Annotated in this window: 26 protein-coding genes, 2 riboswitches and 1 other annotated feature; of the genes, 6 read left to right on the forward strand and 20 right to left on the reverse strand. The window is 32.2% G+C overall.

What is annotated here, in order from left to right; translation table 11 throughout:
- From CRN98_RS13415 to CRN98_RS13430, 4 genes are all read right to left on the reverse strand, one after another.
- Entirely contained in the window at nt 1-711 is a 711-nt protein-coding gene (locus tag CRN98_RS13415; RefSeq protein WP_097027940.1) for a hypothetical protein, read from the reverse strand.
- A gap of 179 nt (nt 712-890) precedes the next feature.
- Nucleotides 891-1,082 (reverse strand): hypothetical protein, encoded by a 192-nt coding sequence (locus CRN98_RS13420; RefSeq protein WP_097027941.1) that lies wholly within the window; start codon nt 1,080-1,082, stop codon nt 891-893.
- A gap of 190 nt (nt 1,083-1,272) precedes the next feature.
- On the reverse strand, nt 1,273-2,733 hold the full coding sequence (locus tag CRN98_RS13425; protein WP_097027942.1) for an amino acid permease: 1,461 nt from the start codon (nt 2,731-2,733) through the stop codon (nt 1,273-1,275).
- Between the two features lie 155 nt (nt 2,734-2,888).
- A riboswitch (Lysine riboswitch) is annotated at nt 2,889-3,066 on the reverse strand.
- Between the two features lie 136 nt (nt 3,067-3,202).
- Nucleotides 3,203-3,844: an undecaprenyl diphosphate synthase family protein gene (locus CRN98_RS13430; RefSeq protein ID WP_097027943.1), complete on the reverse strand. Its 642-nt coding sequence runs from the start codon at nt 3,842-3,844 to the stop codon at nt 3,203-3,205.
- Between the two features lie 408 nt (nt 3,845-4,252).
- Between CRN98_RS13430 and CRN98_RS13435 the strand changes: the two genes are divergently transcribed.
- On the forward strand, nt 4,253-4,882 hold the full coding sequence (locus CRN98_RS13435) for a hypothetical protein (RefSeq protein ID WP_097027944.1): 630 nt from the start codon (nt 4,253-4,255) through the stop codon (nt 4,880-4,882).
- 103 nt (nt 4,883-4,985) lie between these two features.
- Here the strand turns inward: CRN98_RS13435 and CRN98_RS13440 are convergent, their stop codons facing one another.
- Nucleotides 4,986-8,348, reverse strand: a complete 3,363-nt coding sequence (locus CRN98_RS13440; protein ID WP_097027945.1) for an ATP-binding protein — start codon at nt 8,346-8,348, stop codon at nt 4,986-4,988.
- A gap of 215 nt (nt 8,349-8,563) precedes the next feature.
- Here CRN98_RS13440 and CRN98_RS13445 point away from each other — a divergent pair, with 215 nt between their 5' ends.
- Nucleotides 8,564-9,133, forward strand: coding sequence for a hypothetical protein (locus CRN98_RS13445; RefSeq protein WP_097027946.1), 570 nt, complete (start codon nt 8,564-8,566; stop codon nt 9,131-9,133).
- A gap of 105 nt (nt 9,134-9,238) precedes the next feature.
- Here CRN98_RS13445 and CRN98_RS13450 read toward each other — a convergent pair whose 3' ends face one another.
- The gene (locus CRN98_RS13450) at nt 9,239-10,147 is read right to left on the reverse strand and encodes a prenyltransferase (RefSeq protein ID WP_097027947.1); all 909 of its coding nucleotides are present in this window, start codon (nt 10,145-10,147) and stop codon (nt 9,239-9,241) included.
- Nucleotides 10,148-10,364: 217 nt separating this feature from the next.
- Between CRN98_RS13450 and CRN98_RS13455 the strand changes: the two genes are divergently transcribed.
- The 3 genes from CRN98_RS13455 to CRN98_RS13465 are packed head-to-tail and all read left to right on the forward strand — an operon-like array spanning nt 10,365 to nt 12,755.
- Nucleotides 10,365-11,288, forward strand: coding sequence for an ABC transporter substrate-binding protein (locus CRN98_RS13455; RefSeq protein WP_097027948.1), 924 nt, complete (start codon nt 10,365-10,367; stop codon nt 11,286-11,288).
- A complete protein-coding gene (locus CRN98_RS13460; protein WP_097027949.1) occupies nt 11,288-12,016 on the forward strand; it encodes an ABC transporter ATP-binding protein in 729 nt (242 codons plus the stop codon). The genes CRN98_RS13455 and CRN98_RS13460 overlap by 1 nt, the downstream gene beginning before the upstream one ends.
- Nucleotides 12,003-12,755 carry an ABC transporter permease gene (locus tag CRN98_RS13465; protein WP_097027950.1) on the forward strand — a complete coding sequence of 251 codons (753 nt, stop codon included), beginning with the start codon at nt 12,003-12,005 and terminating at the stop codon, nt 12,753-12,755. The genes CRN98_RS13460 and CRN98_RS13465 overlap by 14 nt, the downstream gene beginning before the upstream one ends.
- A gap of 61 nt (nt 12,756-12,816) precedes the next feature.
- Here the strand turns inward: CRN98_RS13465 and hydE are convergent, their stop codons facing one another.
- The 12 genes from hydE to CRN98_RS13525 all read right to left on the reverse strand — a co-directional run bounded on the left by hydE (nt 12,817) and on the right by CRN98_RS13525 (nt 23,376).
- A complete protein-coding gene (gene hydE / locus CRN98_RS13470) occupies nt 12,817-13,875 on the reverse strand; it encodes a [FeFe] hydrogenase H-cluster radical SAM maturase HydE (protein WP_097027951.1) in 1,059 nt (352 codons plus the stop codon).
- A 156-nt stretch (nt 13,876-14,031) separates the two neighbouring features.
- Nucleotides 14,032-14,358 (reverse strand): CGGC domain-containing protein, encoded by a 327-nt coding sequence (locus CRN98_RS13475; RefSeq protein ID WP_097027952.1) that lies wholly within the window; start codon nt 14,356-14,358, stop codon nt 14,032-14,034.
- Between the two features lie 133 nt (nt 14,359-14,491).
- Nucleotides 14,492-14,679, reverse strand: a riboswitch (cobalamin riboswitch).
- Between the two features lie 160 nt (nt 14,680-14,839).
- The gene (locus CRN98_RS13480) at nt 14,840-15,583 is read right to left on the reverse strand and encodes an amino acid ABC transporter ATP-binding protein (protein WP_097027953.1); all 744 of its coding nucleotides are present in this window, start codon (nt 15,581-15,583) and stop codon (nt 14,840-14,842) included.
- Nucleotides 15,584-15,595: 12 nt separating this feature from the next.
- On the reverse strand, nt 15,596-16,279 hold the full coding sequence (locus CRN98_RS13485; protein ID WP_097027954.1) for an amino acid ABC transporter permease: 684 nt from the start codon (nt 16,277-16,279) through the stop codon (nt 15,596-15,598).
- A gap of 12 nt (nt 16,280-16,291) precedes the next feature.
- Nucleotides 16,292-17,104: an amino acid ABC transporter substrate-binding protein gene (locus CRN98_RS13490; RefSeq protein ID WP_097027955.1), complete on the reverse strand. Its 813-nt coding sequence runs from the start codon at nt 17,102-17,104 to the stop codon at nt 16,292-16,294.
- Nucleotides 17,105-17,274: 170 nt separating this feature from the next.
- Nucleotides 17,275-17,521 (reverse strand) — a binding site (T-box leader).
- 139 nt (nt 17,522-17,660) lie between these two features.
- Nucleotides 17,661-17,921: a hypothetical protein gene (locus CRN98_RS13495; RefSeq protein WP_097027956.1), complete on the reverse strand. Its 261-nt coding sequence runs from the start codon at nt 17,919-17,921 to the stop codon at nt 17,661-17,663.
- A gap of 81 nt (nt 17,922-18,002) precedes the next feature.
- A complete protein-coding gene (locus CRN98_RS13500) occupies nt 18,003-18,386 on the reverse strand; it encodes an SHOCT-like domain-containing protein (RefSeq protein WP_341455813.1) in 384 nt (127 codons plus the stop codon).
- Between the two features lie 11 nt (nt 18,387-18,397).
- Nucleotides 18,398-18,763, reverse strand: coding sequence for a DUF2089 domain-containing protein (locus CRN98_RS13505; protein ID WP_097027958.1), 366 nt, complete (start codon nt 18,761-18,763; stop codon nt 18,398-18,400).
- A 214-nt stretch (nt 18,764-18,977) separates the two neighbouring features.
- Complete coding sequence (locus CRN98_RS13510; protein ID WP_097027959.1) at nt 18,978-19,340, reverse strand: VOC family protein; 363 nt, start codon at nt 19,338-19,340, stop codon at nt 18,978-18,980.
- Nucleotides 19,341-19,385: 45 nt separating this feature from the next.
- The gene (locus CRN98_RS13515) at nt 19,386-20,393 is read right to left on the reverse strand and encodes an asparaginase (RefSeq protein WP_097027960.1); all 1,008 of its coding nucleotides are present in this window, start codon (nt 20,391-20,393) and stop codon (nt 19,386-19,388) included.
- Between the two features lie 327 nt (nt 20,394-20,720).
- On the reverse strand, nt 20,721-21,947 hold the full coding sequence (locus CRN98_RS13520) for an MFS transporter (RefSeq protein WP_097027961.1): 1,227 nt from the start codon (nt 21,945-21,947) through the stop codon (nt 20,721-20,723).
- A gap of 706 nt (nt 21,948-22,653) precedes the next feature.
- Entirely contained in the window at nt 22,654-23,376 is a 723-nt protein-coding gene (locus CRN98_RS13525) for a spore coat protein (protein WP_097027962.1), read from the reverse strand.
- A gap of 651 nt (nt 23,377-24,027) precedes the next feature.
- On the opposite strand from CRN98_RS13525, the gene CRN98_RS13530 reads away from it, so the two are divergent.
- The gene (locus CRN98_RS13530; RefSeq protein ID WP_479723517.1) at nt 24,028-24,897 is read left to right on the forward strand and encodes a PLL family lectin; all 870 of its coding nucleotides are present in this window, start codon (nt 24,028-24,030) and stop codon (nt 24,895-24,897) included.
- Nucleotides 24,898-24,968: 71 nt separating this feature from the next.
- Here the strand turns inward: CRN98_RS13530 and CRN98_RS13535 are convergent, their stop codons facing one another.
- Complete coding sequence (locus tag CRN98_RS13535; protein WP_097027964.1) at nt 24,969-25,655, reverse strand: hypothetical protein; 687 nt, start codon at nt 25,653-25,655, stop codon at nt 24,969-24,971.
- Between the two features lie 76 nt (nt 25,656-25,731).
- On the reverse strand, nt 25,732-26,298 hold the full coding sequence (locus tag CRN98_RS13540) for a TetR/AcrR family transcriptional regulator (RefSeq protein ID WP_097027965.1): 567 nt from the start codon (nt 26,296-26,298) through the stop codon (nt 25,732-25,734).
- Between the last annotated feature and the right edge of the window lie 156 nt (nt 26,299-26,454).

Genomic DNA, 26,454 nt, shown 5'->3' on the forward strand with positions numbered 1-26,454 from the left:
TTATTTCTCCTTACTTGCTTCCCTATTTTTTATTCTAAATACTGCATAAATTATGGGGACGGTTAACAACAATGCTATCCCTGTTTTTATAAAGCTAGAGTCTTTAATTTTATTATTTTCATTTAACTGCTGCTCTTCAGGTGTAACTATGTTATTTAAAGCCTCCAATGATTTAGGATAAATTTTTATTTCTTGTCCATTTGGACGGCGAACATATGCATCATCATTAATAAAAAAGAAATCATCTTCCTTTCCTCTCGAATTAATGTACCATTCTACAGCCGCCACCTCACTTTCTCCATATGTATATCTCATTTCCTTAGTTATAAGCTTCAGTGTTTTAAAATCTCCTGAGGTTGCCTTAAACATCCCCCATACCTTTTTATATATACTGCCTTCTTTCTTAATTGACATTACAGCAAAATCTGAGATCTCAGGTTGCAGCTCCTCGCCTGTGCCCCAACCATACTGAAAATCTCTTAGAGGAATGACTTCTTCTTTTACCTTTCCACTGATGACTTTACAGACTTTTACTGTAAATATTCCATCCTCCTTACTCATTAGCTGCCCAATAATCAATGCGTCTTGATCTTGCCTAAATTCTTTTACTTCATCTGCATGTAACATCCTAGTTAGAGCATCTGCTGCTTTAACTGTTGATGGTGCAATTAATAAAGCAACTGCAAGGAAAATTAAACCTATTTTCTTCATGCTTTGATTTCTCCTTTTACATATATAATTATCCATTGCTATTATATGATTACTTAGAACTCTATTATATGTTGTTAAATAATATACTTCTATAGAACTTCCAATTCTCCTTTATTTAAAAAGATAGGAATGGTTAACAACAATTTGATTAAGGTAATTGCTGTTAACCGTCCCTATCTTTAAAGTTTCTCGTTGCTTCCCATAACTTCACCAAATTGATATTGCTCTCCCATTTTATTATCTTCCTCTGTAAATGGAAAAGGTTCACTGCCTACATCTGAACCTTGTGTTATATGTTGAGGCGTACTGTTTAAGTTATCTTCAACTTTTCTTATGGTATAAGCCTTATGGTTAGGATTATTATTCCTCATGTTTCTCACCTCTCTTAGAGAATTTATAAAACCATTATCTACTTAGTTATTATTTCGTTATCAAAAAAATTTATGTGAAAATAAAGAGACGGTTAACAGCTATTAATAATAAATAGTTGCTAACCGTCTCCTTTTTCCCACATTTCAAGTGGCAAGTTTGATTTGTCACTTGCAATGTGGGTGGCACTTTTTATGCTGATTCTTCATCTTTAGACTCGTCCATATTAAAATCTACTTCCATGATGTCAATAACCTTTGTATTGTGTTTTCTTTTATATCCAAAGAATAAGCCTAAGAATATAGGTAGTCCTATATAAGATGCAATTATACCATTCCAATCTATTTGTTCACCTTGCAAATAGGTTATACCTTGTCCCAAAATAACTATTATACATAAGGCTACTGCTATTATCGGTCCTATTGGAAATAATTTCGCCTTGTATTTTAGCTTATTTAAATCTTGACCTTGAGCAACATATGCTTTACGGAAACGATAATGACATATTGCTATACCAAGCCATGCAATGAATCCCGCAAGACCTGAAGCTGCTACTAACCATACATAAACTGTACTTTCCGCATAAAGTCCTGTTAAGAAGCACGCTGATGCTACTAAAGTTGTAAGTAACAGTGCGTTCACAGGAACTCCTCTAGAGTTAATCTTTCCAAGCCACTTAGGTGCCTTTCCTTCCTTAGCCATTGCATATAACATTCTGCTTGAAGCATACATTCCTGAGTTACCACAAGATAATACTGAAGTTAAAATAACCGCATTCATTAAGGAAGCTGCTGCTGCAATACCTGCTTTTTCAAATATCATTGTAAAAGGACTTGTCTGAACACTTGCATCTGTGTACGGAATTAATAAACCTACCACAAATATTGTTCCTAAGTAAAATATTATAATTCTCCAAAATATTGTATTTATCGCCTTTGGTATATTCTTTTCTGGATCTTCACTTTCCCCTGCTGCAATACCTACAAGCTCCGTTCCTTGAAATGAAAATCCTGCAATTAAAAATATCATAAATATAGACTTAGCTCCACCAACAAAAGGTGCATCTTTAACTATAAAATTCTTAAATCCTACCGGCTCTCCACCAAATATTCCCAAAATAGTTGCAGTACCTATAATTATAAATACAATAACTGTAAACACTTTAATTCCTGCAAACCAATACTCTGATTCTCCATAAGCCTTTGCAGATAATAAATTAAGAGATACTATTAATGTAAGAAATAATACACTCCATATAATCGCTGGTACGTCTGGAAACCAAAATTTCATTATAAGCGCACCTGCAACCATTTCTGCTGCAACAGTTATAGCCCAGTTATACCAATAGTTCCATCCTAAAGCAAAACCTAAAGCTGGATCTACAAACTTAGATGCATAAGTTTCAAATGATCCCGCTACAGGCATAAATGTAGCCATTTCTCCAAGACTTGTTATTAAAAAATAAACCATAATCCCAATTGCTCCATAAGCAATTAATGCTCCACCAGGTCCTGCTTCATGTATAGTTTCTCCTAAGGCCAAAAAAATTCCTGTTCCAATAGCCCCACCCATTGCAATCATATTCAAATGCCTTGCTTTTAAGCTTCTCTTAAGTTCTCCTGAATTGCCGCTTTGCTCTGTATTATAATTCATATTTTCCTCCTTATTAAGCTAGGTATTAAATAATTCCACATCTAATCATTTAATATGCCAATTTTGTTACTACATAAACTTTGAAAAACAAAAATACCCTAAGCTTACACTCAGGGTATTAAAATATGCATTTTAAATGCATATTGAAGTCCTCACTGAATGATAGCTCTTCACAAACAATTAGTTTGTGACAGTCTTGCACATATTTTATGCAAAACCAGCTATACAGCATTAAAGCATCTGCTGTATGCTTCGGCAAAATTTCCTTTCAAACCACTTCATTGTGCTTATCTCTGTAGTCTTACTATTAAATGTTGCTCCTCTATCCTAATTCATTTACTTATTTATTATTTTCACATTTATACATTATACGACAAAATTTTAAACTAGTAAATAGGTTTATAATGGGAAAGCTTAATGCCACCCACATGGCAAGTTAGTGTAACTTGCTATGTGGGTGGCACTTTCTCTAGCCTCCTAGAGTTACGTCCTGTTTATCGTACCACTCTAAGGCCTCTGAAAACTGATTAGGCCTAAAATCTGGCCAGTAGTCATCTATTACATAAAAGTCTGAATATACAGATTGAACTGGGAGTAATCCACTTAATCTTCTTCTTCCTCCCCAACGTATAATAAGGTCTATTCTTGATACATCATGAGACTTTATGTTATTTATGATGTTCTTTTTGGAAGCATCCGCTGTCTTTAACTCATTTAAGTCCCATTGCCAGCCATAATTTATTAAGAAATTAACCCTAATTCCTCCCTTACCAAAGGTTCTTCTAGTGGTAAAGGATTCTAATTCTTTTGGAAATGCTGGGGAATCTGTATTTCCAACAACTAATATCTCCGCATCTTCTTTAGTAATTAGGTTTACGGATTCAATACAGGCATCAGTAAAGGCCTTCTTTTGTTCACTTGGTCTTTTTGTATTATCTATGGTAAATCCATAGTATGTGATTTCCTTGATTCCAGCTTGCTGACATAATTTAAAGCTAGCCAGCCCTGGGTTAATTCCTATTTCATATCCCTTATCCTTAGTCATTCCGTTAGCAACTGCCCATCTTCTATTGCCATCAGGAATTATTCCAATATGGTTTGGTAATCTCATTTTATTGTCACCCCGAATTCTTATTGTAATTTTAACGTTTAGTATATTGCAATGTTAAATTTGTATAATATCTCTATTATATATGAAAATATTATTAACCTCCATATTTTGTATAGATTATGTGTTATTATTTATTTTAACCTATTTTCAAAAAACAAAACTGGTTAAGGCAATTTAATAACGCCTTAACCAGCTTTAATGCTCTTCTATACTAGCTTCTTATTCACAGTTTAAATAAGAAATCTTTCTTTCCTTAAATATCTTAATTAATTTTATACCTTTTATTATTCATAACTTTTCTCCTTTAAACTATCCCCTAAGGGGTGAGTTCACCTATGTGTTAATTATTACTTTTTAGGTAATACTGTATTTAATGCAATAATTATTTGAAAACAAGGAGGCTTTTAAATGAAAATTAAATTAATCTCATTAATATTATTTATGTTCTCTACGCTATCTTTTGGATGTGCTAGGCAAATTAATCCTACTCCAGTGCCGGGCACAACCAAAAGCCAAACTAACAGTCAAGCTCAAAATCAAACTCAACTTCAAACACAGCCCCAAAATAAAACCCCAAATCAAGGAAAGAAGCTAGATGTTGTAACAACCGCATCTGTAGTAGATAATGCAGCTGCTTTTGAAAAGGCAATTAGCGCCAAGGGTACCTGGATCATTGCTACAACAAAAAACTTAACTATTAATAAAGACTTAGTACTTGAGGGTGAATTTAAAAATGGTAAGAAAGATAAAGATGGTAAAGATATTATTCAACGTAAAATAGCTCTTTACACCCAGGATGAAAAGCGTAATGTAACTGATAGGTTTACTTTAACTGCCCCAAAATTAACCATCAATAGCCCAAAGGCTAGTATCCAACATGGAACTTTTAAAGGGGATCTTTATGTTTCCACTAAGGACTTCCAATTAATAGATACTACAATTGATGGAAATGTATATTTCACTAATAATGATGCTAAATCAACATTTAAAATGGATAATTTAAGCAAGATAACCGGAAAACAAGAGCTAAAGAAATAACTTAGACCACAAAAGTTATAAAGTCAAAGGGATGGTTAACAATTATTGGTATCAACTGTTGCCCATCCCCTGTTTTCTTGCCACTTGCCACGTGGGTGGCACTTTAATATATATCAGAAAACTCCATTTCCAGCTTTTCTTTATATTTTGACTCAGCAAGTTCTTCGCTTATTATATTATTTTCTAATTCTTCAGCACTTATTGTTTTCACAGGAAGAGTTATAATAAACTCACTGCCCTTACCCAGTTCACTTTTGACATGAATGCTGCCGCCCTGTATTTCAACAAGGGATTTTACAAGCGTAAGACCTATTCCACTTCCTTCTTTTTTTCTAGTTATAGACTTATCAACTTGAGCAAATCTTTTAAAAACAAAATTCAACTTATCTTCTGGAATACCTATTCCTGTATCTCTTACGGATATTTCTATAAAATCTTCTCTATCATAAATATTAACAAATATACTTCCTTCTGCATCTGTAAACTTCACTGCATTAGACAAAAGGTTTAATATAATTCTTTCAATTTTTTCTTCATCAAATGCAATTATCTTCTCCTCTATTTCTGTATCAAAGATTATATTTATCCCCTTTGATTTTACAAAATCCGCAACTGATTGAACCAGCTCCTCAACCACATATACTATATTATCATTAGCTAAATTAAGGTTTAAATATCCCCCATTTATTTTTGTGGTATCAATTATGTTATTAATTAATCTAAGAAGCCTTAATGAATTTTGACTCATTATAGTAAAATAATATTTAATTCTATCATCACCTAAGTTTTTTGATTCATCTAGAGATCTTAATAACTGTACTGTACTACTTATAACATTTAGAGGAGTTTTAAGTTCATGGGACATATTTGCAAAAAATTCCGTTTTTATCTTGTCATATTCCATGAGCTCTTCTACTTTTTTAGTGCTTTCATCATTTTTAAAATTAAGTGTTTCAATTTTCTCATTTGCTATTGTTACCTGCCTTGCAAGTATTAATGCCTCCTCCACTGAGTCCTTTAATGTTATCAAAGTGTTTACTCTCGATAACAGCTCATATTTATTAAAAGGCTTTCTAAGGTAATCATTTGCACCATTTTCAAAGGATATCACTAAATTTTCCGGTCTATTATCTGCGGTCATAATAAGTATAGGCAACTCAAAAATCGAATATTTTTCCCTAATTATACTGCATATTTCATAACCTAATAAATCAGGAATCATCATATCAATAATAACTAAATCTAAATCTTTATTTTTCTCTATAATTTCTAAGGCTTGTTTTCCCGTTGAAGCCTTTAATATATATTGACTAAGATGTGAAAGATATCCTTCTAGTACCCTTTGATTTACATACTCATCATCTACTATAAGTATTTTATAATTTTTGCTAACTTTAATACTTAAATTTCTATCTAATTTACTAGCTTCATTATTCAATATAAGATTTGAAGTATCATAATTTACTTTGAGTAATGTATGCTCCGTGTACTCATGAGTATTCTCCACTTCTCTAACTTCCTCTATAGAACTCAGTGGTAAGGTAAATGTAAACTTAGTACCTTGCTGAGTAGAAGAATCAACCCTTATATCTCCACCATGAAGCCTAACTAATTTTTTCGTTATATAAAGTCCTAATCCCGTACCTCCATACCTTTCAGAAACACCCTCACCTTGTTCATATATATTAAAAATTGTATTAATTTTTTCTTCCGGTATTCCAATTCCACTATCTTCTATGGACACTTCCATATAATTTTCTTTTACATCATAAGATACGACTATCTTTCCCTCTTGTGTAAATTTAATCGCATTACCAATTAAATTATAAAAAATCTGCTGTATTCTGTCTTGATCTCCGTTAACATAAGGAGCTTCTTTATCTACCAAATTAACTAATTCTATAGATTTGCTACTTATGGATGGTTCGCATAATTTTATTACCATTTCTATTAATTTATTAATTCTCATTGGCTTTTTGTATAGTGTTACTTCGTTATTTTTAAGTTTAGAAAATACTATAATATCGTTAACTAAGTTGGATAATCTTATTGCACTTGATTTAATTAAAAACAAATTATACCTTTCATCCTCATCCATATGAGTTTTAGCTTTAGTAGCAAGATTTTCAGACAACCCAATTATTCCATTTAGCGGCGTTTTAAGTTCATGTGAGGTTATGGCTAAAAAATCATCCTTTAAATTATTTAAGGATTTAAGCTTTTCACCCATGTCTTCAGATCTTGAAAGAGCTCTGGCTTGCCTTTCTGCCAAAACATAATAATTAGCTACTATAAATATAAACACTCCTAAGGATGCAAATGAATTGGTTATAATTATGCTATACTCATATAAAATATCATTTATTCTTGTTATAAATAGTGCAAAGAGACCTACTACAGTAATATAGTCATTTGTTTCAGCTTTAATATATACTTTAGATATTTTTATCATCATATAAAGTATCAGTGATAAAGCTAAAACTTCGAAAGGAACTATTAATTGAATATAATACTTTGTTGGAGTTATAAGTACTAGAAAAAAATACAAAAAGGCTGAGAAATTTGAAATTTGTACAACTTTTTTTGAAAGTATTCCACCATAATTCTTGTTAATAAATAATACAATGAAGGGCATATATAAATAAAAGGTCCAAACCATTATCTTTACTGCAATTATATAACTAAAGTCAGGAAATAAAGAAATAATAAATCTTTCCCCTAAAAATATAGTTCTAACAGCAATTAAAATACAAGCTATTGCAAAATATAAAGGTGCCTTATTCTTTTTCCTTTTAGAAAACACTGCTAAATTATAAATTGCAGCCATGACGCTACTTCCAAAAAGGAATAAGTCAAGTGCTTGCTTTTTTCTCTCATAACTATCTACTTTTGAAGCTTCTCCCATTAATATAGTATCAATAAACCCAAATTTGGAGTAAAAGTTACTAACTTGAAGAGTTAAATATACTTCACCATTTTCTGTGTAAAAAGATCCTGTCTTAGGCAATAATTGTGGTTTCATTTCATTTTTATTTTTGCCTACTTCTCCCACAGATACTAATTGACGATTATTTGCCCAAAGTTTATATGCGTTTTGAATATAGTCAATTTTAACTGAGTACAGATAATCATCGCTATTCATAAGAATTTTCAATCTATAAGTTCCATATCCAGCTCCACCCAAATCACCTGGAATAGAGCTATAAGTCTTTTTAAAATATGTATTATTAAAGTCTTCTGGTGCTAAAAATTGGTTTTTATAAAACTCCCACTCACCATTTAACTTTATCATCCCATCCTTACTAAAGTCCCAATTTCTTAAGTCTATTACGCCCTCTTTAGCAACAGGATTTGGCTTATTGGTATCACTGACATTTAAACTATTATTAATTATATATATAAATATTCCTAGGGTAATTAAAAGTAAACTAAACAATTTTATTTTTGATATTTTAATATTTTTCATAAAACTCCTTCACCTTTAACCCTTTCTATATTAATAATAACAAAGGTGCTGCCTGCGTGGCAAGAGGCATGTTTTCCTGGTTTTAACAATAAAAAAATGTCTCTAAGTAAAACTAAATAACTTTTCATGAAAAATATCAAAAATACGTGTTTTTTTCATAATCTAGCTAATAATATATTTATATTAAAAATAATTAATGGCAGGGAGGATTTTAAATGAAAGTCAAAGTTTTATTATCAATATTGGTTCTATCGTTTACGCTGTCTGTTGGATGTACTAAAGCAACTAAGCCTACTCCAGCGCCAAGTACAACACAAAATCAAAATCAAGGAAGCAAGCCAGATGGTGTAACAACAGCATCAGTAGTTGATAATGCAGCTGCTTTTGAAAAAGCAATTGGCACTAATGGTACATGGATCATTGCTATAACAAAAGATTTAACTATTAATAAAGACTTAGTACTTGAAGGTGAATATAAAAATGGTAAGAAAGATAAAGATGGCAAGGATATTATTCAGCGTAAAGTAGCTCTTTACACTCAGGATGAAAAGCGTAATATAACTGGTAGATTTACTTTAACTGCACCAAAATTCACTATTAACAGCCCAAAAGCTAGCATTCAGCACGGAACTTTCAAAGGTGATCTATATGTTTCAGCTAAGGACTTTCAATTAATAGATGCTAAAGTTGATGGAAATGTATACTTTACTAATGATGAAGCTAAATCAACATTTAAAATGGATGACAAGAGCAGTGTAACCGGGAAAAAGGAAGTAAAAAAATAATACATATTATAAAAAAAGTTAACCAATTGGTTAACTTTTTTATATTGTCATCATTTAAATGATAAGTGACAAACTACGTTAACTTGTCACAGGTCACAGGTCGCACTAACTCATTAATGCAATTATAGTTATTAAATTAAAAGTTATATGCAGTATATTTGTAACACGTATTCCACTGGTTTTAGGTCTAGAAACCGTCTTATAAGCCTTAATAGCTATCGGTAAGGTCGCATAAACTAGTAGAGTTAATACAGGTAAATCCTTTGTAATAACTAATATAGTTGTAATTAAATATGCCGCAACTATTAATGAAACATAAATTGCTTTACCAGCCTTAATACCCAGAATAACTGTAAGTGTCTTTATGCCAAGATTTCTATCTCTTTCATAATCTCTTATCTCGTTTGACATCATTAGTAATGGAATCATCAGCCCTGCTGGCAATGCAAGTATTACAGGAGTGATAGAATATTCACTTGTAAATACAACATAAGAGCCCAGCACCATTAAAGGTCCCATAAGTACAAATGATAATATAGCTCCTAGTCCCCTTTTTTTATATACAAAAGGCTCACCAGTATAAGCATAGGAGCCGACAATACCAGCTATTCCAATATAAATCAACTTTGGAGTGCTTAAATACATAAGTATTAATCCTATGAGTCCAGTTCCTGCTAAACATAACATGCTAAATGCAAATACTAAAAGATCAAAGGCAGTTCTCTCATACTTTAAAAATTTATAGGTTTTTTCTCCTGGTCTATGGTATTTAAAAGATCCCTCATAAAAATCATTTATTAAATTTGCACAGCCTTGTACAAGCATCCCACCTATAGTAACTAATGCTATTTTAAACACATCTAATGTTAAGTTCCCTGTAAACAGCTTTCCTTCTCTATGAGCCATCAAAATGCCTAAAGTTGTTGAGGCCACAGCAAGTGTAAGGGATAAAGGCCTTAGTGCAATCCATAAATCTTTAATCAGTTTTATAATATAATCCTTTGTATATTTCATAGTCACATCTCCCAAAAGTTTGTACAAGCTTAACAATACATATTTAATTATACATTAGCTTTTTAGAAACTCAACCATAGAATCTGGAAATATTTGATTTATTAATTTTAAAGTAATACAATTGTAATAGTGCCACGCACATGGCAAGTGACAGGTAACGCGACTTGCCACTTGCCATGTGGGTGGCACTATAAAAAAACAGATGGGGGATTTTAAAATGAAAAACATTAAGAAGTTATCAGCAGTACTATTAGCTGCTATGATGGTATTTACAGTTGGATGCAGTTCAAAGAGTACTGCTGGCGAGGTTTCTAAGAAAGATTTAAAATTAAAGATTGGAGTTATGCCTGCAGTAGATTCTGCACCTATATTTCTTGCAGATAAAAAGGGATATTTTAAAGAACTTGGCTTAGATGTAGATGTACAGGTTTATACAAATGCAATGAACAGACAAAGTGCTCTTCAAAGTGGTGAGTTAGATGGAGCCATGACAGATGTTATAGCTTTAGTAAATAACGTTCAAAATGGCTTTGATATAAAGGTAACAACAAGCACAGATGCATCCTTTCCTTTCTTAATTAAAAAAGGATTTGAAGAAAAGAAAGATATTAAAGTTGGAATGATGGAGGTAAGCGTATCTAACTATTTATCCGATAGAAGCTTAGGAGATAAATACAATGTTGAAAAGGTTTATATAAATGAAATTCCTGCTAGACTTGAAATGATTAGCAAGGGAAACTTAGATATGGCTGTTATACCAGAGCCAATGGCTTCTCAAGGTGAATTAAAAGGACTTGGTAAAAAAATGATTCAAAATAATGATGAGTTCTCACCAGATGTAATGGTATTTACAGGAAAAGCTATAAAAGAAAATGAGAAAGCAGTTAAGCTATTCCATGATGCTTATAACAAAGCTGCTCTCGAAATAAATAAAAATGATACTGAAGCAAGAGAAGTATTAATAGAAAACTTAAAATTAAAACCAGAGATTAAAGATAAAATAATTTTACCAAAATACAATAAGGCAAGAGTACCTAGTAAAGAATATCTTGAAAGCATTATGGATTGGAACGAAAAAGTATTAAAGAAAAAAATAAATTTAAAATATGAGGACTTAGTTGAAGGGAAATTCGTAAAATAATGATTGAAGTTAAAAACATAGAGGTATGTTATGGTGAAGAGAAAGCTTTAGATAAGCTTTCTCTAAGCATTGATAAAAATACTACTTGTGCTGTAATTGGTGCTTCAGGCTGCGGTAAGACTACACTTTTATATACCTTAGCAGGAATTATAAAGCCAGCTTCAGGAAATATATTTATTGATGGAGAAGAGCTAAATGGCATAAGAAAAGGTACAGGCTTAATCCTTCAAGATTATGGACTTCTTCCTTGGAAAACTGTTTGGGATAACATTGCATTTTCTTTAAAATCTAGAGGTTTTAAAAAAGATGAAATAGATGATAAAGTTTCCACTACACTAAAAAGCCTAGGCATGGAGGAATATTCAGAAAAACTTCCTGGAGAGCTTAGCGGTGGACAAAAACAAAGAGTTGCGATTGGAAGAACCTTAGCCCTAGAGCCTGACTTGCTTCTTATGGATGAGGCATCTTCCGCCTTAGATGCTATAACAAAGGAACATATTCAAAATCTCATATTAAATATATATAAGGAAAGTCAAATCACTTTGGTAATGGTAACTCATAATATTGAAGAAGCTGTGTTTCTTGGACAAAAAATTATAGTTATGGATGATGGGAAAATTAAACATATACTAGATAATCCATACTTTGGAGATGAAAATTTAAGAAATAACTTAGACTTTTATAAAGTATGTCTTGAGGTAAGGAAGTGGTTAAATGAAGAAGCTTAAAGCATTCATATTCAATAAAACCTTATATGGGATATTTATAGTAGTATTGTTTTGGTACATACTTCATTTAACTGTTAGCTCTTCGGCAATACCCTCTCCCTATAAAACACTTTTAAACTTTATCGAGATTTTTCCAAGCACATTAAGCCTTCATTTACTAGTCAGCCTAGCTAGAATAACTGCAGCAATTTTAATTTCATTAGTATTTGGAAGTTTAATTGGTCTTTGGATTGGCATGAGTAAAAGGGCTGATGAACTTATAACACCTATAGTATACATACTATATCCACTGCCTAAAATAGCCTTTCTGCCAATATTAATGATTTTATTTGGGCTTGGTAATACTCCTAAAATCGTACTTATAGTGATAATAATTATTTTCCAAATTATTGTAGCTGCAAGGGATGGAGTTCGCGAAATACCAAAGGAACTTTTTTATTCTGTAACCTCTCTTGGTCTAAATAAAGTTGAAATTTATAGGCACTTAATAATTCCAGCAGTATTGCCTAAGATAATAACTGCTTTAAGGATTAGTGTTGGTGTAAGTATATCTGTGCTGTTCTTTGGTGAAAATTTTGCAACAACCTATGGTATTGGTTATTTTATAATGAATAGCTGGCTTATGGTAAACTATGTTGAGATGTTCAGCGGAATACTAGCCTTGAGTATAATGGGATTTTTAATATTTAAGCTTATAGATATGCTAGAAAATAAGCTCTGCGGATGGATCAAAATATAGGCACTACTCATGTAAAGAAGGGACGATTAACAACTAACTAATTGTTAACCGTCCCCTATGTTTATCTATTCCTTAAAGATTTAAGGCTATGTCCTTTGGATGTTGAAACTGTTCTTCCTATAGATCTTATCTTGCCTGAAATACAGTTAAAACAATGTCCTGGCGTATCATTTATGCATATTTTACCTGGATAAAGAGCATACATCTTTCTGTAATCTCCCTCAGTTATATTAGGCATAACAACATTAGCACCCCTTTGAAGAGCAATTATTCTTCCATTCTTGTTTAAGGACTCCATAGCTGTTGTAGCAGGTATATTTATATCTGGCAACATGAGCCTTGTTAATGCCATAACCTTTAAGCTCATTGTAAACTCCCTGCCCTTTGCATCCTTTAAAGGGGTATCCTCATTAGGAATAAATGGTCCCAGTCCTATCATATCTGCATCTATTTCTTTAAAAAATAATATATCATCTGCCAAAGATTCTATAGTTTGGTTAGGTAGCCCTACTAAGTTACCGGTTCCAACTTGGTATCCTAGTGATTTCAAATTTCTGATACATCTTTTTCTATTTTCGTGACTCATGGCTGGATCTAACTCTTCATATAATTTTTTATCTGTAGTTTCTATTCTAATTAAATACCTATCTGCACCAGCTTCTTTATAAGCCTTATACTCTTCCAAGGTTTTTTCACCTAAACTTAAAGTGACCGCTATGTCCATCTTCTTTAAATTAGATATTATAGACGTAAGCATGTCCACTGTATAATAATCATCTTCCCCAGACTGCATAACAATGCTTTTATATCCATATCCAACTGCTTTTTTTCCTAAATCTATTATTTCATCAGGCGTCAACCTATATCTTTCAACATTTTTATTAGATGATCTTAATCCACAATATAAGCAGTTACGTTTACATGTATTTGAAAACTCTATAATTCCTCTTAAATGAACCTGGTCTCCTACATATTTTTTTCTAACTCTATCAGCTGCATTAAAAAGTTCTTCATCTATGCTATCATCTTTAAGCAAAATAACTAGTTCTTCTTTGCTTAAATCATGAGTTTCTTCAGCTTTTTTAATTAACTCTAAGTTTTTATTATCTATTGTTGACATTATTAATTCCTCCTTTGAAGAATAACCTTCATTCGCGGCACTATTATTCTGATTTTATACTAGGTGCTACCCTTATGGCAAGTGGTAAGTTACACTATTTTATCTTAATGAATAGCTAAAAACATTACACCTTATTGGAATATAACATAGATGATACTAATGTGTACCTTCTACCACTTCTATATTATGATTTTCAAAAATTTGTTTTATTTCTTGGGCTCTATTAGCCTTGCACTTTTTAACAATACAAACTGCTAAATGAACTCTTTTAACTCCTGCTTCCTGAAGTTTTTTTGCAGTCTTTAACAAATTTTCATCAGATTTTTTTGAACAAGCGTCACATGTAGCAAATGCCATCATTTCCAAATCTTCATTTTTTTCATAAATACTAAAAGCCTTATCTCTATTATTATAAGCTTTAAAACACCCCATAGTTGAACATGTACCATTTGTATTTTCACATGTTATAATAGCTATTTTCATACCTTATTCTCCTCTTTTTTCACTATTGTAAAATCATAAACCAAATAGCCCTTCAACAATTAGTTAAAGGGCTATTTATTCAAAATGCATATAAGTCATTTTAATTTTGCTCCCTCTATCACTCGTAGAGTTTTTTGGCAACCTAAAATAGGCAGGTATTCTGACTCAAGCGTCAACATTTTTTCAGCCTTCCCAGAACTACCCAGTGGCATATTGAAAAAACTATTCTTTTACAGCGGCGAGACCGTGTGGGACTTTCACCCAACTTCTCTTTTAATCAATAGATAATCTATCTATAGAACCTATTTTAAAACTATTAAATTAGTAAACTTATTGTACTATAAATGCTACTTATATGACAAGTGTTAAGTCATGCCATATTAACTTATACAAGAAATTTTTATTTATAATAAGATAATGGAGCTATTTTATCAACGGGATTTGTCTAAATGCCTCCTGTATAATTAGGTGGCACTATTCATTAATCATCTATTATACTCAAAAACTTCTTTAGACGATCATTGCTTGTATTTTCAAAAACATGCTCTGGTGTACCCATCTCAATAATTGATCCATTCTCCATGAATACCACCTTATGAGCTGCATCTCTTGCAAAGCTCATTTTATGGGTTACTACTACCATTGTCATTCCCTCTTTAGAAAGCTCTTTCATTACCTTTGTAACCTCAGCTGCCAGTTCTGGATCTAATGCAGACGTAGGCTCATCAAATAATAAAACTTCAGGTTCCATTGCCATAGCACGGGCAATAGCTACTCTTTGTTGTTGACCTCCTGAAAGTTCACAGGGATACTGCTCTTTTTTCTCTAAAAGCCCAACCTTTTGTAAAAGCTTAAGACCTTTTTCACGGGCTTCTTCCTTTGAGCGCTTTAATACTGTTACCTGTCCCTCCATTATATTCTCTATAACTGTCATATGAGGGAAAAGATAAAAGCCTTGAAACACCATTCCAGTTTGTCTTCTCAGCGCTTGTACTTCACTAGTAGAAACCTTTTTATTTCCACTAAACATTATCTCACTTTCCCCAATGGTTATAGAACCCTCGTTTGGAGTCTCCAATAAATTTATACATCTTAAAAGAGTTGTTTTTCCTGAGCCCGATGGCCCAATAATAACCGCTGTCTCCCCTTTGTTAACCTGTAAATCTATACCTTTTAAAATCTCATTATTACCAAAACTTTTGTGTAAATTTTTTATACTTATCATAAAATCCCTCCTTTATCTAGTTGTATATCTTCCAAGCCTTTTTTCTAACCTATTCTGAAACACTGATAGTACACTACAGAACATAAGATAGATAAATGCTGTTTCAATATATAACCAAAGAGGTTCATAAGTTGCTGCTGTAATTCTCTGAGCTATCATAAACATTTCAGTAACGGTTATAGTTGCAGCAAGTGATGTATCTTTAACAAGACTTATAAAAGAATTAGCTAGTGGGGGTATAGAAACTCTAGTAGCCTGAGGAATAATTACTCTTCTTAGTGCTTGTTTATATGTCATACCTATAGAGTATGCGGCCTCCCACTGGCCTTGAGGTATGGATATAATAGCAGCTCTTATGACCTCAGAATTGTACGCACCTACACTTAAGGTAAAGCCAATTATACCAGCAGTCAATGCGTTTAATGTTACCCCTGCAGCTGGAAGCCCATAGAATATTATAAATAATTGAACTATCAGTGGTGTTCCTCTTATTATCCAAACATAAAACTTAGCTAATGACACTAATGGCTTAAAATTTGATATTCTAGCTAAAGCTGTAAGTAAGGCAAGGATTAAACCAAGAGAAAAGGATATAATAGCAAGTGGAACTGTAAATTCCAATCCTGCCTTTAATATAGGTAAAAATGAGCTCATTAATATATCTATTATTCTTGATGCTCTTTCATCAAAATTCATTTTGTCACCTCATTATTTTGATACGTCAGTACCAAACCACTTATTAGAAATTTTTAAATAAGTACCATCTGCCTTCATGTCTGCAAGTGCCTTATTTACCGCATCTACTAATTCCTTATTTCCTTTTCTAAATAATACGGCACTCTGCTCAGCATTGTTGTAATCAGCTACTGACTTTATCGGTGCATCTGGCTTTTGCTTTTTCAAATCTAAGAAAGATAAACTATCATTAATAGTAGCATCCACTCTCTTTGAAGTTAAAAGGTCAATGGCTTGATTAAAACCATCAATTTGAACGATTTCTGCTCCATAACTTTTTGCAATCTTACCAAGATTACTTGTTAAAGATTGAGCAGATTTTTTACCTTTTAAGTCTTCAAATTTTTTAATATCCTGATTATCACTTCTTACAATAAGTACAGCTCTTGATGTTATATACGGAGTTGAAAAATCATATTTTTTTTGTCTCTCAGGATTTATTGAAACTTCATTTAATACTGCATCAAATCTTTTTGCATCAAGCCCTGCAAACATACCATCCCATTTTGTTTCAACGAATTCTGCTTTTACACCAAGACGTTTTGCTATTTCATTTGCTATCTCCACATCAAAGCCTGTTAAAGTTCCATTGCTATCATGGAAAGTAAATGGAGCATATGTTCCTTCAGTACCTATACGAATTTTACCATCGCTCTTTATTGTTTCTAATAAATTCTTAGATGCAGCTTCTTTGCCTGCATTATTATCTTTTGTTGAACATCCTGTAATACCTATAATTAAAGTTAAAGCTAGAACAGCATTAATAAATATATTTCTTTTTTTCATTTTTACTTCCTCCAATTTTTATAATATCTTTATAGAAACTTTATTTATATTATCTTGTATTTCTCAGCAAATTATCACTCCATAAATCCCCCCTTATTTCGAATGTTTCTATTTGTAAATATTTAAATATGCTAGTATATTTTGAAAACAAAAAACTTCTACCTCTACAACATAGAGGCAGAAGTTATCTTCCACGGTCCCACTCTAATTATCATGAATATAAGCAATTCATAACTCTCATAATTCAGGTACAAACATACCTTAACGCTTTAACGAGCGTACTCGCTGTCATCTACTTATTTTCGAGACAGTGCTCAAAGATGCATTCACATAGATTACACTTAAAACCCCTTTCAGCCTAGAGGATTTTTCTCTGTAAGCTTAGTCTATACTACTAATTCTTATCATAGCATTATTATTTTCATCTGTATATTATAATAGTATTCTTATAGGAATACTATTATAATACTCGACTTTTATTGTCAAGATTTTTTATAAATTTGTTTAATAGTAATTCTTACTATTTGTGATTATAATTACAAATTTCGCCTTATAATTAAACTACTATAGTTACCTCTGTTCCATCTCCAGCTTTTACTTCTACCATCTTTAATCCCTTATAAGCTTTTAACACAGTAAAGCCTTTTCTAAGTTCTCTAAGGTCGATATTTTCAATATATTTTCTTTGCTCTTCATGAATATATCGCTTTGCAATTGATAATCCAAAGTTACCAAAACCAAGAGCCACTTTTATAAGTCCTATTGGTGCTGGTATTTTAAAGCTTCTTCCATTGTTAAGCTTTATATAAATCCTCAATCTTATTCTCTCCTTCATTTAACGTACAAATTAAATTGAGCATGTTTATTTCATATTTAAGCCAATCATTTAAGAGAATCTTTACTCAATACAAACTTCAACTATATCTCCATTGCTGCTTTTTACATCCACTATTTTCCCTTCAAGTCCTGAATCAATGGCTTCCATGATCATTTTTATATCTATTCCCTCTTGTTCTGAAACACCTGGTATTTTAATATTATTAACAGCATTTCCTATAGCTTTTAAAAACTTAACTGGTATATTTACATTTACCGTATCATTTGTAGCTGATAATACTCTAACTTTAAGCATTTTATCTAAATTTTGTGATACAGTGAGCTGCTGCACACTAGCAAATTTATCAAGCGCCTCAATAAGTTCTATAGCCTTGTCTGAATCGATTTTTCCTTCTTCAACCATTTTTAGAATTCTTTTAACTTCTTCTTTCATTTTATAATCCATCCCTTCAAATTTTAATTTCCCTTCATCATATTAACGGCTTGCTCAGCTGATATTTCACCCTTTTCAAGCATATCAAGTATTTCCTTGTTATCTACTGTAGGCTTTTTTACTATGGTATAACCAAGAGCTGAAACAACTTCATCTAGCTTAGCCCTTACAGTGGGATAAGATATCCCAAGTTCCTTCTCAACATCCTTAATATTCCCTCTACACTTTAAAAAAACTTCCATAAAATTAAGATATTCTTCTCCCAAATACTCAAACTTAGAAAATTCAAAGTCATTTTCTATAACAGTTCCGCATTTATCACATCTAAGCTTAATAGCTTTTAATTTTCCATTACATATAGGACATTTGCTTATCACTCTATAAGCCATAATCATCCTCTCCTTTTCTACATCTTCATTATAATACCACTCTTTAAATAAATCAATTGAAAAATTAAATTATTTAATATACAACTTAATTATTTTTGAAATAATGAATTTTAAAATTGATTTTTTAAATATAATCTTTGACAATTTAAATTCTAATTATTCACAACAAAAAGGCATCTTCCATAGAAGATGCCAAAAGCTTTAATTATTGGAACTAAATATTTTCTACAAACTGAATCTTTAATCCGTTTGGATCTGTTACATAGAAGAACTTAACATGTGGATTAGGTTGATGTGGTCCACTAAGAATATCTACGCCTTTCTCTTTAACAAATATCATCATTTTGTCAACAGATTCTACTTCAAATCCCCAAGAAATATCTTTCCCAACATTAACTTCTTTATTATTTTCATTGCATATTAGCTCAATCTTTGTTTCTCCATCCTCTAAAAATGCAATTTCAGTTCCTGGTCCAGCTTTAAATCTTTTATCCACTGTAAGTCCAACTATTTCTTGATAAAATTTTAAAGACTCCTCCATATTGTTAACCATTAATGTACTCCAACAAAATTTCATAGTTTATTTTCCTCCTTAAATAAATATTATTTTTATCCATGTATTCTAAGCTAGCTTTTCAATAATCATATCATTACGTATAGGGGTCAAGAACATCTGCTTTGCCTTTTCCTTATCCTTAGTTTGTCCAAGTACCCACATTAACTTTGTAACTATTGCCTCTGTTGACATATCATAGGCAGGAATCACTGGATATTTTAAAGCTTTTTGTCCAACTTCATATTTACTTAAATCAGTGCCCTCTAAAAGTACCTGAGTTTTTATAACTACAATCTTTCCTGCCTGATCCAGCATTTTCAACTTGGCCAAAAAATTCTTTTTATCTTCAAAAGGAATTCCTCCACTACCATAACTTTCTATAATTATGCCCAGATATTTATCGCTTAAGTAATCAAGTATGTCAGGATCCGTTGCAGGAGTAAGCTTTAATAAGAAAATATTAGTACATAGAGATTTATAAAAAGTAAGCTCCTGTTCTTTTTTATAAATAGAAACCTGACCATTATATTTAATTTCATTATCTTCAATGCTAGCTAAATAAGGATAATTAATACTTTCAAAAGCATTATAGCTTTTGGTTCTTAATTTTTCCGCTCTAGATCCACATATCACCTTACCATCAAAGACAATAAATACTCCACCTACCCCATTGCATGCAAATTGAATAGCATTTACTAAATTTCTTTTTGCATCTGTTTCTTTAAATATAATAGGCTTTTGAGCTCCTGTAATAACAATTGGCTTATTAGAATTTTGTATAATATAAAAAAGCGCTGCAGAAGTATATGCCATAGTATCCGTTCCATGAGTTATAACAAATCCATCATAGCTTTGATAGTTTTTCTCAATATATTCAGCTATGTTTATCCAATATTCTGGGTGCATATTGGTACTATCAATGTTTAATATTTGAACAGCATCAATTTGGCAAATATCTTGTACTTCCTTTGTATAACTTAAAAGACTTTCTCCCGTTAGAGCTGGGGTAAGTCCATCACTTCCTTCAGCACAAGCAATAGTTCCTCCTGTGGATAATAATAATATTTTTTTCATATAATTTTCTCCTTATATAATAATTCCTTCTGCTAATTTAAATTATAAAAATATACACTGAACTTATATATACTTATATAATAAATAATTATAACCTGCATAGAAAGTAGTAAATATAAAAAACATAAAAATAATTAATTAAATAAAGTATATTTAATTAATTATTTAACAGCACTAATCAATCTATCTTCCATCTAATATAATATTTTCGGAAATAAAGTTACATTCTTAGTTATGTAATAGGAAAATGGCTTTTCATAATGCATACATATACATTGTGAGACAGCCCTTTTTCAAAACATTTTTCTTGTTTGATGAACTACTTCTTTAATTTTCACAATTAGAGATTGGTTTTCCAGCTTCAATCATCACTTTACTGCCTAGCATGAAGAAACTCATAACAAACAGTACAAGTCCACTTCCTATAAGTAACCATTCTATTTTAATGAAGTCAGATATCGGTCCGAACACAAGCATTCCTAGCGGCATCATAATACTTGATATCATACCTAAAACGCCGAATACCCTGCCCAAAAACTCCTCCTCTACTTTCTCCTGTAATAAAACTGTTGCCGGTGTATTAAAAATTGGCATCGCAAGGCCAACTAATCCTATGAAAATCAGATAAATCCAAAAAACAGAGATAGCTCCAAGTGCAAATGTACCTGCTCCAATAATAAGATTTGATAGCACCATTGTGTGAACCTTGTTTTTGAAGCCTCCCCAAGAAGCCATAACGATACCGCCCACCATCATGCCAACAGAAAAGGTCATTTCAACTGCCGTTAGACGCCAAACATCATGCCCAAAACTACGTGTGACCTGTAGAGGCGTTAGAAATGCAACGGGTGCAGCAAATAAAAAGAAAATCCCACAAAACAAAAAGAACTTCTTAACATATTCATGATTTTTTATATAGTTGAATCCTTCATGCATATCGCTGAGATAGCTGGTTGTTTGCTTTTCCAATGCCTTTGCATGAACTGGGACATTCAAAAATAAGAGTAATGTTATAACTGCTATGGCTGCTGTAATAACATCTATAAAAAATATTGTTTCAATGGTAGCCACAGTTAACAGTGCGCCGCTAAGCATTGGTGAGGCCAGCATAACTAATGATTGTATACTGCTGTTTGTTCCATTCACCTTGGTAAGCTTATCCTCAGGCACAAGCTGCGGAATCAATGCTCCTATGGCTGGCGTCTGAACCCCTGCCCCAAGAGCTCGTATAGCAGATGCTACAAAAAGCAACCATAGTGAATTGTATCCCATAAAGAATAGTATGGCTAAAATAAGCGTTGCTATTGCAATCATAGAATCTGATAAAATAATCAGCATCTTTCGATTATAGCGGTCAGCCCAAACCCCTGCAAATGGAGAAAGAAAAAAGGTAGGTAGAAAACCACAAATAATTGATATGGTCATCATTACACCAGATTGTGTTTTTAATGTAATATACCATCCAATTGCATATTGAACTAACGTAGATCCAAAAAGAGATATGGTCTGACTCGTCAAAAATAATACTATATTTTTCTTCCAATTTTTATCCATATATAAAATATACACTCCTATCATTTTTATAATACGTAAAACATTAATTTTAAATTTTTTGAAATATCAGCATAATCAGTTTCAGCAAATAGCTTCCTCTAAGCTTTAGGACAAAACAAAAGACCTTTCCCAACTGCAAAGTTTTGAAAGGTCATGATATCACGCTATGAATGTTTCTGCATAATTCAATTATTTTATACAAAAATAATTGAACAAGTGTAACATAAATATAAGGTAATATTATAATCTCATAATCCCATCCAAAGCTTTTCAGTAGTTTACCGCAACTTTAATAAACATATCTTATAAAAAGATGCCTTCATTTCTGCCCACACTACTTTTAATACTTAAATTTGGATAAGATTACATTCTCATTTTAAACAATCACCTCATATTTTTATTTTAAAAATTCCTTTAAATTATAGCTTGCAAAATAACTAATGTCAAGAATTTTTGGTATGCTTTCCCATAAATGATAGACATAAGTATTTGCAATTGGAGGAATAACAAAGGATAAAGTAAAAGCTGTTATACATGCAGGGGCAGCTGGAATGTGCATAATGTCCGAGGCTATGACTTGTTTAAGCCCAGTTGAGCTGAGTGACAGTTTTAGGATATAGCTATATGTTAAAAACAGCACTTTTGAATTTGGTTAAAAAGGCCGCCTTTTTAGCAGACGGTCTTTTTCATTAAATTGTAAGTATACCTATACTTGTGATCCAAAAATAGCTACATACTGATAATCCAAAACAAACCTGTTATCTTTCCATTTCAATGTATTCAAAACATAACCTAAAGAATCTGCATTATATCTACCAGCTATTCTTTGATATGCCAATAGCTCATATGTTCCATTTGCATCAAAATCCACAGGATATAAACCGCTTAAAGGATTTACAAATCCGCTAATTGGCTGCTTTAAAATTCCGTTCTTATCATATATTTCATTTAAATAATCTGCCCCCTTATAAGTTATGTCTATAATATATCTTTCATTATTTTTCTTACTGATAAATTCGACTTTGTAGTTATCTTTATAAGTAACCTCGTAATTGTATTCCTCATTATATACATTAAAGTCAAACAGTAATTTTGCTACATTGTCAATAAAGGAATAAATATAGTAATACATTATTCCACCACTGCCACCTGTATTAATACCTATTAGGATATCATCTACACCATCCCCTGTAAAATCTCCTAAAAATAACGTAGGATTATATCCTGCATTATCACTAAGGGGTATACCCTTAAATCTACCCGTCATTCCGTCCTGTATTATAAGGGTGATATTTTGAATGAATGGACTATCTGGTGTCTTTGTGCCAGTTAAGTATACATTATCAGGTATCCTATCACCATTTACATCTCCTCTTGCATAAGCAACAATTCTTGGATATATCATATTTCTAAAATAACAATTATACATGATAACTCCTTTTCACTATAAACTTTGGTAATATCTTATGTGCTTAACAACAGCTATGTTACAAATTTTAATTTTTATCCTAAATAAAAAGCTATTTTTAATATAAAAGTTGTTACCCGTCCCCTGTCCTTGTAACAACTTTTACCTTTAAGAATACAATATAATTGGTAACAATTTAACCCCTAGCAAAATCCAAGGAGGTTTTCAATGTATAATCCATTTTTTTATTGTGATAATTGTAGTGAGCAAAATATTTGTCCATTTTTAAATGACCAAATGAGAAGCTTTGATAGCTTTGAAGACTTTGATGAATTTGAAAATTTTAATCCTTTTTATGCAGAAGATTACTTCGATAATTTTAGAGCTCCTCAGGAGGAAGTAAATAGAATATTATCACTACTTAATACTCAGAGGCCTGAACTTAATAAAAATTTTCAACCGATAATCGATAATTACTTTAAAAATGCTATATCCTATACAATAGACAACGCCTCAAGACATACTGGAGATATTAATCAAAGAACAAATGCTATATTTAACGACTTCAGAAGAGATTATGATTGGATGTTCTCTGCTCTTCGTGCTGCTGGTATCCCTAATAACATAATAAATTCAACTATTAGAGATATAATAGAATTTGTTTTAAGAAATATTGGCAGACCTCCCTCACCAGGCCCTGGACCTGGGCCTGGACCTGCCCCTGGACCTGGTGATAGGTGGAGTCAATGGGAAGACCTTGGAGGAGTTTTAAAGTCCGCTCCTGGTGTTTCCTCATGGGGACCTAATAGACTTGATACCTTCGCAACTGGAGATGATAATGCTTTATATCATAAATGGTGGGATGGTTCTCGCTGGAATGATTGGGAAAGGCTTGGCGGAATATTAACTTCAGCTCCTGGTGCGGTTTCCTGGGGCCCAAATAGAATTGATGTATTTGCTTCAGGTACAAATTATGCTATGTGGCATATATTCTGGGATGGTTCCCGCTGGAGCAGTTGGGAAGATCTTGGTGGAGTTTTGACCTCTTCCCCTGCTGCTTCTTCTTGGGCACCAAACAGAATAGATACCTTTGTAAGAGGTAGTAATAATGCTTTATACCATAAATGGTGGGATGGTTCCCGTTGGAGTGATTGGGAAAATCTTGGTGGAACATTAACTTCTGCTCCCACTGCAGTTTCTTGGGGTCCAAATAGAATTGATGTATTTGCCCGCGGTGAGCGTAACCGCTTGTATCATAAATGGTGGGATGGTTCTCGCTGGAGTAATTGGGAGGACCTTGGTGGAAACTTAACTTCAGCTCCTGCAGTATCCTCTAGAGCAGCCAATAGACTTGAAGTATTTGCTAGAGGACAAAATAACCAATTAATGACAATGTCTTGGAATGGCTCTCGCTGGAGCAACTGGAGTAATCTTGGGGGTACCATAACCTCGGATCCAGCTGCAGTATCTTGGGGACCAAATAGAACTGACGTATTTGCCAGAGGTACAAACAATGCTATGTGGCATATTTGGAGAGATTAGTTAAATAAAAAGAAAAAGCCGGTCTAGGTGATATCTAAGCACCTCGGCCGGCAATTTATCTTTATCGGATTTCACATTGAAGCATTAGACTTGCCACTTGCCATGTGGGTGGCACTCTTGTAGCCCATAACTACTATCCAAACGTAGGCTAGAGTCTTTGGTATCATCAATATCCCAATCCATCTGATTGTAGTAGCCCAAATCACAACAGGAATATAAAAAGCAAAAGATAGCATAATTGCAAGCCACATAAACTTAAAATTGGTATCATTATGTTTTTTAGCTTCAACATAAAAAATGCAAATTATAATAATTCCCATTATGGCAAATGGAATATTTCTGTATATTCCCCATGAAACTGGAGCGTAATAGTTTAGCCAGTCATTTTGAGGGAACAAGCATAATGCTATTCTTACAATTCCTAAAGCATAAATTGAAAATGTAAGCTTTTTGTATCCTTCAATATTATAACGCTGTCTCCATATGTGGTACAAAATCACATAAAATATGGTCATGGTAATAGATGTTACTAATTTGCCAAATCCAAGTGCAGCAGCATTGGCTTCAAGTCCAATTGTTAAAAGCGCATAGGATCTAGGTATTAAATGGAAGGCATCCCCTGATCCTAATAAAATTGCCATCCAACCAAAAAGTTTGTACTGCTTATTGTCACCACTGTTTCTTACCATTTTTAATCCCAGTGTAATAACGCCAAATAAATAAGCTACATCAAATAAAGTTTCCATAATTGCCTGCATATTAATCACTCCTTATTGCCATATATGAACATAGTTCATTCTTATTTATATTAAAAATCATACCTAAGTATGACCTTTAATCACATAATATTCTTTTTAAAATCATAGTTAAAAAACTAATATCTTCTTCATCTTTTTTAAGCATTATAAGCATATTTTCAAATATAAATTCTGCCATTCTTTCCTTTGAAACAATCTCATTCCAAGGGTACTGCCTTAAGCAATTATCCATATCCATCAAGATTATAATCCTTAAGTATATTTTTTTAAAGTATTCGTTTTGCTTTTGCTTGCCAAACAATTTTTCCTGTGATTTTAAAAGAGAAAGTTGTTCCAACCAATTTTCCTTGAATTTATGAAGATAAACATATAATAAGTCATATATTATCTCCAAGTTTTCATAGAAATCATTGTGTTCAAGACTTTTCCAATCAACATTTGAGAAGCCTCCTTCCCAAAAATCCTCAATGACAGCTACCAGTAACTCTCCCTTTGAAGGAAAGTAATTATATACCGTACCTATAGCAATACCACTTTGTTTTGCAACAGAACGTATATCCATCTTTGTGATGCCTTGACTTGCAGCAATATCCTTAGCTGCTGATAAAATAATATCCTTATAGTTTTTATTATGATTTTTCATGCCTTTATATCACCACCTGAACATTGTTCATCTTGATTATATACTAAGGATATATACTTGTCAACTACTGCACTTACCTAATTGCTCTGCATGAAATTCACGAGGATTAAATGTATCCTCTAGCTAATATAATTTTTCAGAAAAATGATATATCAG

The sequence above is a fragment of the Clostridium peptidivorans genome, from assembly GCF_900205925.1.
Lineage (GTDB): Bacteria > Bacillota > Clostridia > Clostridiales > Clostridiaceae > Clostridium_AK > Clostridium_AK peptidivorans.

Coding starts and splice junctions, on each gene's coding strand:
- CRN98_RS13415 (WP_097027940.1), bottom strand. CDS start 711: ATGAAGAAAATAGGTTTAATTTTCCTTGCAGTTGCTTTATTAATTGCA.
- CRN98_RS13420 (WP_097027941.1), bottom strand. CDS start 1,082: ATGAGGAATAATAATCCTAACCATAAGGCTTATACCATAAGAAAAGTT.
- CRN98_RS13425 (WP_097027942.1), bottom strand. CDS start 2,733: ATGAATTATAATACAGAGCAAAGCGGCAATTCAGGAGAACTTAAGAGA.
- CRN98_RS13430 (WP_097027943.1), bottom strand. CDS start 3,844: ATGAGATTACCAAACCATATTGGAATAATTCCTGATGGCAATAGAAGA.
- CRN98_RS13435 (WP_097027944.1), top strand. CDS start 4,253: ATGAAAATTAAATTAATCTCATTAATATTATTTATGTTCTCTACGCTA.
- CRN98_RS13440 (WP_097027945.1), bottom strand. CDS start 8,348: ATGAAAAATATTAAAATATCAAAAATAAAATTGTTTAGTTTACTTTTA.
- CRN98_RS13445 (WP_097027946.1), top strand. CDS start 8,564: ATGAAAGTCAAAGTTTTATTATCAATATTGGTTCTATCGTTTACGCTG.
- CRN98_RS13450 (WP_097027947.1), bottom strand. CDS start 10,147: ATGAAATATACAAAGGATTATATTATAAAACTGATTAAAGATTTATGG.
- CRN98_RS13455 (WP_097027948.1), top strand. CDS start 10,365: ATGAAAAACATTAAGAAGTTATCAGCAGTACTATTAGCTGCTATGATG.
- CRN98_RS13460 (WP_097027949.1), top strand. CDS start 11,288: ATGATTGAAGTTAAAAACATAGAGGTATGTTATGGTGAAGAGAAAGCT.
- CRN98_RS13465 (WP_097027950.1), top strand. CDS start 12,003: ATGAAGAAGCTTAAAGCATTCATATTCAATAAAACCTTATATGGGATA.
- hydE (WP_097027951.1), bottom strand. CDS start 13,875: ATGTCAACAATAGATAATAAAAACTTAGAGTTAATTAAAAAAGCTGAA.
- CRN98_RS13475 (WP_097027952.1), bottom strand. CDS start 14,358: ATGAAAATAGCTATTATAACATGTGAAAATACAAATGGTACATGTTCA.
- CRN98_RS13480 (WP_097027953.1), bottom strand. CDS start 15,583: ATGATAAGTATAAAAAATTTACACAAAAGTTTTGGTAATAATGAGATT.
- CRN98_RS13485 (WP_097027954.1), bottom strand. CDS start 16,279: ATGAATTTTGATGAAAGAGCATCAAGAATAATAGATATATTAATGAGC.
- CRN98_RS13490 (WP_097027955.1), bottom strand. CDS start 17,104: ATGAAAAAAAGAAATATATTTATTAATGCTGTTCTAGCTTTAACTTTA.
- CRN98_RS13500 (WP_341455813.1), bottom strand. CDS start 18,386: ATGGATTATAAAATGAAAGAAGAAGTTAAAAGAATTCTAAAAATGGTT.
- CRN98_RS13505 (WP_097027958.1), bottom strand. CDS start 18,763: ATGGCTTATAGAGTGATAAGCAAATGTCCTATATGTAATGGAAAATTA.
- CRN98_RS13510 (WP_097027959.1), bottom strand. CDS start 19,340: ATGAAATTTTGTTGGAGTACATTAATGGTTAACAATATGGAGGAGTCT.
- CRN98_RS13515 (WP_097027960.1), bottom strand. CDS start 20,393: ATGAAAAAAATATTATTATTATCCACAGGAGGAACTATTGCTTGTGCT.
- CRN98_RS13520 (WP_097027961.1), bottom strand. CDS start 21,947: ATGGATAAAAATTGGAAGAAAAATATAGTATTATTTTTGACGAGTCAG.
- CRN98_RS13525 (WP_097027962.1), bottom strand. CDS start 23,376: ATGTATAATTGTTATTTTAGAAATATGATATATCCAAGAATTGTTGCT.
- CRN98_RS13535 (WP_097027964.1), bottom strand. CDS start 25,655: ATGCAGGCAATTATGGAAACTTTATTTGATGTAGCTTATTTATTTGGC.
- CRN98_RS13540 (WP_097027965.1), bottom strand. CDS start 26,298: ATGAAAAATCATAATAAAAACTATAAGGATATTATTTTATCAGCAGCT.